Source organism: Moorena producens 3L (assembly GCF_000211815.1).
GTDB lineage: Bacteria > Cyanobacteriota > Cyanobacteriia > Cyanobacteriales > Coleofasciculaceae > Moorena > Moorena producens.
Window position 1 is genome coordinate 3,529 of sequence record NZ_GL890865.1, and the last position, 9,396, is coordinate 12,924.

The 9,396-nt window shown below is 43.6% G+C and carries 14 protein-coding genes; 2 read left to right on the forward strand and 12 right to left on the reverse strand.

Annotation, left to right across the window (positions count from 1 at the left end; genetic code table 11):
- Positions 1-182 (forward strand): hypothetical protein (locus tag LYNGBM3L_RS45650; RefSeq protein WP_075873703.1); only part of this gene is annotated, 182 nt, incomplete at its 5' end.
- A gap of 29 nt (positions 183-211) precedes the next feature.
- Here the strand turns inward: LYNGBM3L_RS45650 and LYNGBM3L_RS11595 are convergent.
- The 10 genes from LYNGBM3L_RS11595 to LYNGBM3L_RS43305 form a co-directional block, all read right to left on the reverse strand.
- Complete coding sequence (locus LYNGBM3L_RS11595; protein ID WP_008182812.1) at positions 212-484, reverse strand: type II toxin-antitoxin system Phd/YefM family antitoxin; 273 nt, start codon at positions 482-484, stop codon at positions 212-214.
- Positions 485-793: 309 nt separating this feature from the next.
- Positions 794-997 carry a hypothetical protein gene (locus LYNGBM3L_RS50295; protein WP_008182814.1) on the reverse strand — a complete coding sequence of 68 codons (204 nt, stop codon included), beginning with the start codon at positions 995-997 and terminating at the stop codon, positions 794-796.
- Entirely contained in the window at positions 982-2,040 is a 1,059-nt protein-coding gene (locus LYNGBM3L_RS11605) for an RNA-directed DNA polymerase (protein WP_008182816.1), read from the reverse strand. Before LYNGBM3L_RS11605 ends, LYNGBM3L_RS50295 begins: the two co-directional genes overlap by 16 nt.
- Entirely contained in the window at positions 2,037-2,384 is a 348-nt protein-coding gene (avd, locus tag LYNGBM3L_RS11610) for a diversity-generating retroelement protein Avd (RefSeq protein WP_008182819.1), read from the reverse strand. The genes LYNGBM3L_RS11605 and avd overlap by 4 nt, the downstream gene beginning before the upstream one ends.
- 97 nt (positions 2,385-2,481) lie before the next feature.
- Positions 2,482-3,768 carry a formylglycine-generating enzyme family protein gene (locus LYNGBM3L_RS38235; protein WP_008182821.1) on the reverse strand — a complete coding sequence of 429 codons (1,287 nt, stop codon included), beginning with the start codon at positions 3,766-3,768 and terminating at the stop codon, positions 2,482-2,484.
- Positions 3,769-3,773: 5 nt separating this feature from the next.
- On the reverse strand, positions 3,774-3,959 hold the full coding sequence (locus LYNGBM3L_RS40415; protein ID WP_202799188.1) for a hypothetical protein: 186 nt from the start codon (positions 3,957-3,959) through the stop codon (positions 3,774-3,776).
- A gap of 121 nt (positions 3,960-4,080) precedes the next feature.
- Entirely contained in the window at positions 4,081-4,617 is a 537-nt protein-coding gene (locus LYNGBM3L_RS40420) for a hypothetical protein (RefSeq protein WP_008182823.1), read from the reverse strand.
- Between the two features lie 13 nt (positions 4,618-4,630).
- Positions 4,631-5,125 (reverse strand): hypothetical protein, encoded by a 495-nt coding sequence (locus tag LYNGBM3L_RS11625; RefSeq protein ID WP_008182825.1) that lies wholly within the window; start codon positions 5,123-5,125, stop codon positions 4,631-4,633.
- A 206-nt stretch (positions 5,126-5,331) separates the two neighbouring features.
- On the reverse strand, positions 5,332-5,604 hold the full coding sequence (locus LYNGBM3L_RS40425; protein ID WP_131827461.1) for a hypothetical protein: 273 nt from the start codon (positions 5,602-5,604) through the stop codon (positions 5,332-5,334).
- A gap of 232 nt (positions 5,605-5,836) precedes the next feature.
- Positions 5,837-7,771 carry a hypothetical protein gene (locus LYNGBM3L_RS43305; RefSeq protein WP_008182830.1) on the reverse strand — a complete coding sequence of 645 codons (1,935 nt, stop codon included), beginning with the start codon at positions 7,769-7,771 and terminating at the stop codon, positions 5,837-5,839.
- A gap of 656 nt (positions 7,772-8,427) precedes the next feature.
- On the opposite strand from LYNGBM3L_RS43305, the gene LYNGBM3L_RS11635 reads away from it, so the two are divergent.
- Positions 8,428-8,655, forward strand: coding sequence for a hypothetical protein (locus LYNGBM3L_RS11635; RefSeq protein ID WP_048815222.1), 228 nt, complete (start codon positions 8,428-8,430; stop codon positions 8,653-8,655).
- On the opposite strand, the gene LYNGBM3L_RS11640 is transcribed toward LYNGBM3L_RS11635, so the two are convergent.
- Positions 8,644-9,012 carry a four helix bundle protein gene (locus LYNGBM3L_RS11640; protein WP_008182832.1) on the reverse strand — a complete coding sequence of 123 codons (369 nt, stop codon included), beginning with the start codon at positions 9,010-9,012 and terminating at the stop codon, positions 8,644-8,646. The two genes, LYNGBM3L_RS11635 and LYNGBM3L_RS11640, sit on opposite strands and share 12 nt — an antisense overlap.
- Positions 9,009-9,359: a hypothetical protein gene (locus LYNGBM3L_RS43310; protein ID WP_154659756.1), complete on the reverse strand. Its 351-nt coding sequence runs from the start codon at positions 9,357-9,359 to the stop codon at positions 9,009-9,011. The genes LYNGBM3L_RS11640 and LYNGBM3L_RS43310 overlap by 4 nt, the downstream gene beginning before the upstream one ends.
- Between the last annotated feature and the right edge of the window lie 37 nt (positions 9,360-9,396).

Here is a 9,396-nt window from a genome sequence, read left to right on the forward strand (position 1 = left end):
TAAATTCTCTATTACCTATTACCTATTACCTATTACCTATTACCTATTACCTATTACCTATTACCTATTACCTATTACCTATTACCTATTACCTATTACCTATTACCTATTACCTATTACCTATTACCTATTACCTATTACCCATTACCCATTACCCATTACCCATTAGTCTTTTTGCCTAAGGTCTTCGTAAATTTCCCAAGTTTTGCCCTCAAATACTAAGGATCTCATCTAGTTCTTGCTGATTGGGAGAGTAGCCTTTATTTTGGGAATGGGTAGCTTGAGAACAGTTAATCTGTTCCATTAAATTGGTATTTTGTAAAACATACAAGGTTTCTTGTTGTTGTTCCCAATCTTCGGCACTAATAATAATAAAGTCTCCCTGATTGGGATCGGTAATTTTGAGGGCAATATGCTGAGTAATGACTTTTTTGATCAAGTCTTGGATGTTAGTCTTAAATTGTTTTAACGGGATAGAGTTCACTGTTTTTTCCTGATTTGTCCTTAAGTATACCAAGGCGATCGCATTCCCTAGGCTAGGGTGGGCAAATAATCAGAGTTTGGCAATTTCCTCAGCAATCATGTCCATTTGCCCACCCTACAAGATCTCTATTACCCATTCCCCATTCCCCATTCCCTATTACCCATTACCCATTACCCATTACCTATTGTCAACTAGTAGAAGGTCGGGCAACTCTTCGGATTGAGAGCCTACCAAGCTACCAGACCTAGTTTGATTTTCGCAAGACCGTCACCGATCTCCCAGGAACAGGTCTGGACTCTTGGAGATGGCTCACCCTGTGAATTTCCATCCACAAGTTCTGGCACACCAAGAGCGCACGCCTAGGAACAAACTACCCGGAAACCGTTGTTGTTGTTCCTGTTGTCCGGCGAGTTGTTGTTGCGATTGGCACAGCGGCAGTTCCTCGAATTGTTGTTCCAAGAGCCACCGCGCAGCAGCCGAAAGTGCCTGTCCCTTCTCTAGCTTCTCACCCAAGGGAGAGAACTAAATATCTGTTGGCGCAACTGCCAAGTATCACCATGTTCTAGATGGGCAAACCAGCTTTGCAATGATTGGGATACTTCCTGGCGCGTGATTTTACCTTGTTTGTATTCTACCAACATACGTCGCAGCCTGCGTCTTGCCCTGCGCAGATTTTCAGTACGGACGCGGAGGCAATCTGGCAAAATGTGGAAGCCGAGAAAATTCGCTCCCTGTTTGGTGGCAAATAGCTGAGTTTTGATGGGATGAAGTTTGAGCCTGAGGTTGGCAAGATAGTCTTCTATCGCTAGTTTGGCTGATGCTAAAAAGGTGCGATTATCAGCAAATAGGGCAAAATCATCCACATAGCGGATATATTTAGTTGCTTTGACTTGTTCTTTGAGAAAGTGGTCGAAGCCGTTGAGATAGACGTTAGCAAACAACTGACTGGTGAGGTTGCCAATGGGTAAGCCTCGTCGCCTGTTGAGGGGGGAAAGTAAATCGTCACCGGGGAAATAGTCAATGATGAGTTCTTGTTTGTTGCTATTGTCAATAATGGTGTCAAGTAACCAGAGGGTTTCCCGACATTTGAGCTGGCGACGGAGCAAGGATTTGAGGATGGTATGGTCTATACTGGGAAAGTATTTGCGAATGTCGCACTGAAGAATATAGTTACTAGAGCGGGCAAATTTGGTAAAACGGCGGAGGGCACGGTGGGTACCAAAACCGACCCGGTTAGCGTAGGAGTCACCGATGAAACTGCGCTCGAAAATGGGAACAATGATGTTGCACAGAGCATGGTGAACGACTCGGTCGCGGTAGGGAGCAGCTGAGATAAAGCGAGGTTTGGGTTCCTTGATTTCAAAGGTTTTATAGGCACCAGGGTGGTAGGTTTGGGAGATTAGTTCCGCTTGTAATTGACTCAGTTGTTGTTCTAGGTTATAATTGAATTCGAGCACATCAGGACGAAACCGTTTACCTTTCTGGGCTTGACGGGCAGCCGCTAGTAAGTTGCTAAATTCCGTCACTTGGTGCCAAAGATTGCCGTAGCGTTTCATTTTTTTGCTTGTCTTTGTTGTTGTTTAATCCAGCCTCCCAACTCTTTGCCAATTTCGTTGAGCAATTTACTGGCGTACTCGTAGCGCTCAGTTTTAATCAGCTTGAAGTCCAGCAGGAGTCGGGTTTGGTGGCGCAGGATGTCTAGTCTACTGTTAAGATTTTTTAAAATTGTCAGTTTTTCCTGGGCATACCGTGCTACAATCAGATTGTCGAGTAGGTCATAGAGTCCTGAAATGATTCTATCTCCTAGGATGAACTTATGGTCTCTTGGCAACCGGTTTAGAATGGGAACATACCACTTAATCAGCTCGTAGGTTCTTTGGATAATTGGTAAATCACTCATTTCCAGAAAAAAATTCCGCCGCAGGCGGAAAAGGGTAAAATAAAATAAATAAAAGGGTAGAGGGCAAAAGGGCGAAAGAGCAAAGAAGAGTCCACGCCTAGGAACAAACTACCCGGAAACCGTAGGAGCTGTACCTGGGGTCCGGCGAGTAGTTGCGATCGGCACAGCGGCAGCCCCTCGAATTGTGGTGCCAAGAGCCACCGCGCAGCAGCCGATTATCATTATCATTATCAAACCAGGCACTGCCGTCTACTGGGGCATGATCATAGTTGCCATGCCTGGTATCTTCACACCATTCCCATACATTACCCATCATATCATACAATTTCCATTTATTCGGTTTTTTTTGTCCTACTGGATGAGTTTTGCTACCAGAATTACCATCGTACCAAGCATAGTCTCCCAGTTGTGAGCTATTGTCACCAAAGTAATATCTAGTTGTCGTACCTGCTCGACAGGCATATTCCCATTCCGCCTCACTGGGCAAACGGAATTTTCGACCCTGGAGTTGACCCTTAAATTTTTGATTGAGTCGCGCACAAAATTCTTTGGCTTCATGCCAGGTTACCCTCTCAACTGGTCGAGACTGGCCTTTAAAGTTAGAGGGGTTAGTGCTAATCCCTGTTTTGACTTGTTCATAACCAGCAACGGCTTGCCACTGCTGCTGGGTTACTTGATACTTCCCCATCCAGAACCCTGGTACAGTTACCTGATGCTGGGGGCCTTCGTCACTATCTCTACCAGACTCATCTCCGGGCGAACCCATCATGAATTTACCAGCCTTGAGCTGTACCAATTCCAAAAATACACCATCAGCTAATTTAATTTTCTCTAAACTAAAACTATATTTTTCTAGAGTAGTATTGACATACTTAATCACCGCCTGTGCAGTTGGCACCACTAGGGTAGACTTTCTGCTGGTGTCTATAGTATCAGCAAACTGTTGTACTTTACACCCCTGTGGCAGTTGGAGATTCCCCTTGAGGTGTAAATTTTTCACCGTGCCACCTTGGCTTGTCACCTGAGCATAGTTGTCTCGGCTTTTCTGGAACTTGTCCACGGCACTGGTGACATAGGTTGTTACCGCCTTTTCAGTTGGTACAGCAGTATTGCTGTTATCTGCAAGAGTTCCATCACTGGAAAACTCCCTGACTGTCACGTCCGATTGTAATTTCAATGGGCCGTTAATTTGGAGTGTCGGGGGAGTAGTTTCACTAGTTTTTAGGGCTTCTTCAATCGTTAGTGGACCTTTGATGCTACCATCGGCTTCTTGATTTAGTTTGGTTTTTTCTAAACGAGCAATTTCTGCGATCGCCTCATTCCAATCTTTGGCGTAGAATGGATCGCCTGGTTGTTTGGGTGTTGGGTTAAATCCTGTGGTCATGGATTTTAATCGGGAATCGGGAATCGGGAATCGGGAATCGGGAATTGAGAATTGAGAATTGAGAATTGAGAATTGGGAATTGGGAATTGAGAATTGGGAATTGGGAATTGGGAATTGAGAATTGAGAATTGAGAATTGAGAATCGGGAATATGAGCTTGGCTTTTACCCGGGGGCTATAGATAATGTACAAATATTAGGCATAAGTGACATGCTCCCCCTATTACCTATTACCCATCACCCATCACCCATTACCCATTACCCATTACCCATTACCCATTACCTATTACCCATTACCCATCACCCATTACCTATTACTGTGAATCTAGGAAACCTAGCTCCTTTAGTTTACTTTCGACATAAGCTATCACTGCTTGTTCAGTTGGTACTACAGTAGAGTTAGATTTTCCGTTTGGGTTGATACTGGTAACAAATCCATCTACTGTTGTACCTTTTTCAAAAGAAAGTTTTCCTTTACTGGAGACCGTTAAATCTCCGTTTACTGTCAGAGCGTCACTAACTGTCAGGCTCTTTGCAGTCAACTTCAGGCTGTCGCTTCCTTTTAGGCTGTTGAGTTTACTATCGACGTAGGTTTTTACGGCACTCTCAGTCGGCACGGAATTGCTTGTGCCATTTAGGGTACTGGAGAATTGAGCCACTGCCACCCCCTTTTCTAATTTCAGGGTTCCATTCACAGTTAAGGATTCCTGAATTGTCAGTGGTCCTCTGAAACTTTCTTTGTCTAGTTTTGATTTCCCTAAACGGGTGACTTCGTCCATGGCTGCATTCCAGTCAGCTGAACAAATCAAATCCCCTTGCTTTTTTTTGGTTGCAGTGAACTCTTGAACCATCGTTAGCCAATCCCTAAAACAAAATTTCCCAGACGAGAGTTAACTTAAAATTTTCGCTCTTGGTAATTGGAGGAAAGGTTACTCTATTATACATGATTCCCTTTCCTTTTTCTAGGCTATTGAACAAACCTGCCTCAGTTAAAGCAACTGGCTGACTTTTTGGTTCTCCAAAATCTAGGTCTACAGATAACCGAATTTGACATTTTTTACCGTCATCTTCTCCAGTCTCTATTAAATCTTTGGAGGGGTCAAAATTTTTAATTTGTTTACGAAACACCTCCTGTCCCAGTTGGGTATCATTAGCTGGCTTAACAGCGGTGTTGCCAGTACCTACTGCGATGTAGCGGATCGGATCAATTTTTTGATTAGTAAATAACTTAGCCACTAATTCCCGCCCTGTATAAACAATCGAGTTGTCAGCTTTAACTTCATCCACCAGCTGAGCTTGAGAATTATATTTTTGGATAGTTAACCTACCTTTCATGTCGAGGCTTTCGGCAATTTTCATATTAAGAATTTAGAATTTAGAATTTAGAATTTAGAATTTAGAATTTAGAATTTAGAAGGTAGAATGGGGAATGGGGAATGGGGAATGGGGAATGGGGAATTGGGAATGGGGAATGGGGAATTTAGAAGGAAGAATGAAGAATGGGGAATGGGGAATTGGGAATGGGGAATTGGGAATGGGTGCATCTCATATTTGTAAAAAAGTTGCTAGTGGTGCTTCAGGGGGGGCCTCATTTTCCGCCTCGTAGCCAGGCTTTGGATAGCCCGCCCCGTAACGCACCACCGTGTCAAACAGCTTTTAGGAGATGCACCCTTGGGAATTGGGAATCGGAACCCACCCCTAACCCCTCCCAGGAGGGGAACGGGAATCGGGAATCGGGAATCGGGAATCGGGAATCGGGAAGTTAGTGCGTAGGGTGTGTTAGGGGCGGGCTTGCCCTCATCTTCAACACCGAGAGCCAGTTTTGTTACAGCCCGCACCGTAACGCACCACCAATGTCGAATCGGGAATTTAGGATTTAGAATTGGGAATCGGGAAGTTAGAAGTTAGAAGTTAGAAGTTAGAAGTTAGAAGTTAGATTAACCATTCTTAATTCTACATTCTTAATTCTTAATTCTACATTCTACATTCTACATTCTTAATTCTACATTCTACATTCTTAATTCTTAATTCTTAATTCTACATTCCCTACTCCCTACTCCCTACTCCCTCTCAAGCAAAACGATTCCCGCTATCAAAGCCAGTATAGTCAAATACTCCACAAGTAAGCAGATTATCCGACATTTCGTGGACTACTCCCTCTGGATAGGGAACCTGCTTACTACTAATAGTAAGGTGATCTTCGGCAAGATGTTCTTCCCTAAACGGAGAACGTTCAACAGTTAACTCTGCTACTATCTCGTGAGTTTCCTGAAAGCGCTTCTGATAGGTAATAATCCCCAAAACACCAGCGGCTTTAACCTTGTCAATAATTCCAGCAATTTGATGACGAGGATGATCCCCTGCTTCCTGAAACTTATCAGTAAAGCCGGGAATATCCCAAGGAATTTTTACATCAAACACCCCTGGGGTGAGTTTGTAGAATCTCATTTCCAGAGAGGCGACGGTTTCACTCAAGACAAAGGTGGTTTGATCAAAGCGCTGTTGGTCAAATCGTGCCAGGGGATACCCCTCAGCTAACTCTGCTTCCAGCCGCCAGCGAGAGGTGTGGGTTGGTAGTAGGGGCGTTCCTTCTGTTGCATAAGGTTTACCGTTAACATCAACGATATCCTCTCGAAAGGACAATACATCATTGGCCTCTACTTTTCCCTTGTAAACAACCGATGCTTCAGTATCGCAGTTAACAATTCGCAGATTGTATAATACCACAGGCAGAGTTGGCTGAACTGCCAGGAAAATTTCGATTTCCTCTGGCTGCGGGTTGGGGTTATAGACCTCAAATTCTTCCTGAAGTGTCAGCAAGTAGCGATGTTCTGGCTGATTAGGAGGATGTAACTGAGTCAGCCGAGGCATGAACTCTTGAATTTGAATGGTTTTCTTGGCGGCTTGAGCGGCGGGAGAATCTCCTAAAATTCCCAAGTTGGCAGCAACCAAATCAATAATCCCTGGCTTGGTAGCAGCTCCTTGACGGAGGATTTGAATCAAGCCTTTTAGTCGCTCTCGGTAAGGAGCATAACTCTTGGCAATCTCATTGGGATAGGCTGCTTCCAGCAATTGCCGATTTTGGATAATCAGATCAGTTCCTGCCGGAAGGGTTTGGGATTGGGGTTGATCAGTTTTTTGGTAGAGTAAGGGGTCTTGTAGAGAGTGATTCAAGCCCTTAATTAACCCCTGCTCTACCTCAGCCAGAGTGGGAATATGGCTAGGGCTGATATAGTCTGGATAGGCGGCTTCTAACAACAAGCGATTGAGACGTTGTCGGTCTTCCCCGATGGGCTGTTGTGCCAGCAATTGCTGAGCGGCTTTGCTGAGAGTCAGGGTTTGGAAGTATGGCTTATTTTTCCGGTAGAGGGAGGGATTAACCAGCTGTTGGTTGAGTGTTTGCACCAGTCCCTGCTGTAGGGGTTCAGGCAGCGGGGGGAAACCGTCATAGTGATTGAGCAGTTCCAGGGTTTCTGGGGGCAAGTGAATTTTGAGATAATGACTGAGTTGATCGGTAGCAACCAATAGCTGAATGGCTAGACCGGGCAGATCCCTGAAAGACTCTAGGTTAAATTGAGCCTGGGCAACCTGATAGCGCTCCAGAAGGGTCTTGGTATGCGGATCAAGTGCATCACGCAAATACTGAGACAGTTCATCCCTGCCTTGATGAAGTTTCTTGGCCAAGTTACTGACATTTTTAATACTCCCTGGACTAAACTGGTGACTTACCTTTACCAGTTGAGAGGTGCCCCCTAACGCTTCTAAGTAGAGAGCAAAAAGTTGATCTAAATCTCCCTTTTGGGCAGCAATAAAGCCTTGAGACCCTTCATTGTCAGCGGTATCCACATGATGGGAACGCATCACAGCGAGCAAGTCGGTTTCCCCTGACTCCAGCAAGAAGCCAAAGACATCAATAAATTGGTAGAGCAAACTCTCAACATTGGCTCCGTCATAGAAATGAGGAAATCGACTGGTGATGCTGGTGGTTTTGCCGCGTTTTTCCATGATTTGGTAATAGGTAATAGGTATTAGGTAATGGGTAATAGGTAATGGGTAATAGGTAATGGGTAATAGGTAATAGGTGATGGGTAATAGGTAATAGGTAATAGGTATTAGGTGATGGGTGATGGGTGATGGGTGATGGGTGATGGGTGATGGGTGATGGGTGATGGGTGATGGGTAATAGGTTATAGGTAATGGGTAATAGGTTATAGGTGATAAGTAATGGGTAATAGGTTATATTTAATAGGTTATACAGGGTAAGCGCAAGAAAAAATTGCCCATAATGTGCATTGGCTGGATATCGGTTGATCGTGGCTCGAAACCCCTATAATCTCGTAGAACTGTACTCGCAATAGAGTTAAGTTGTTGATAATGACGCGGTCTTTTTCTCAATAAGCCACGGTTTATTGATTCTTGCGCTTACCCTGATAGGTTATATTTAATAGGTTATATTTAATAGGTTATAGGTAATAGAGGGAGCATGTCACTTTTGCCGAATAGTTTTACCTGATCTATAGCCCCTCATGGGTAATTGCTTGCTCTAATGGTAAATATAGCGTTGATCACAGTTATGAGGTACAGTATTCTTTGAAGCTGATTCCCTGTTAGGTGCGCTTTCCGCATCTAATTATTAAATTCGCCACGGGTCGCACCTGAAGATGCAGCGCATCCCTATTACCTATTCCCTATTACCCATTACTTATCACCTATTACCCATTACCCATCACCTATTACCCATTACCTATTACCCATTACCTATCACCCATCACCCATTACCTATTACCCATTACTTATCACCTATTACCCATCACCCATCACCCATCACCCATTACCCATTACCCATTACCTATTACCTATTACCCATCACCCATTACCTATTCCTTTGATTTTAGTTTGTTGATTATGGAAGTTAGGATTTTGATTATTGTAACAATTTCTTGTTGCATCAGCGAAAAGTTTTGTTCAGTAACAAGCTGAGATTTAACCATGATTCTAATCCAATATTGTGTTTCTGAAGCTTCTTTCAAAGCAATAGAATATTTGGAGATAAAATCCTTTTTTGATTGAGCATAAATAGCTTCGGCACAATTGGCTCCAATACTTGTACCACTTCTAAGAAACTGTTTGGCTAATACTTTTCCAGCATCATCAAAATGTCTCTTGTTGAGTTCAGAGTAAGCTTTGATTACACGAATCGCAAAATCTTCAGTTCTTTGTTGAATAGTTAGCTGATAATTAGTCATAGGTAATAGGTAATAGGTAATGGGTAATAGGTAATAGGTAATGGGTAATAGGTAATAGGTAATAGGTAATAGGTAATGGGTAATGGGTGATGGGTAATAGGTAATAGGTAATGGGTGATGGGTGATGGGTGATGGGTGATGGGTGATGGGTGATGGGTAATAGGGAATAGGTAATGGGTAATGGGTAATGGGTGATGGGTAGGGAGCAGGTCAAAGAAGCCGAACTTTTGAACTACTTGACAAAACAACAAAAATTCTGTCAATAAGCCGGTCTTAGTTGCAGAACAGATAAACTTAGTACCATATGAGCTTGGCTTGGTAGTGGTAAAGATGTAGTGATTTGGCAACGGGTTACGTCAAGGTTTCAGGAGTTAAAATCACGAA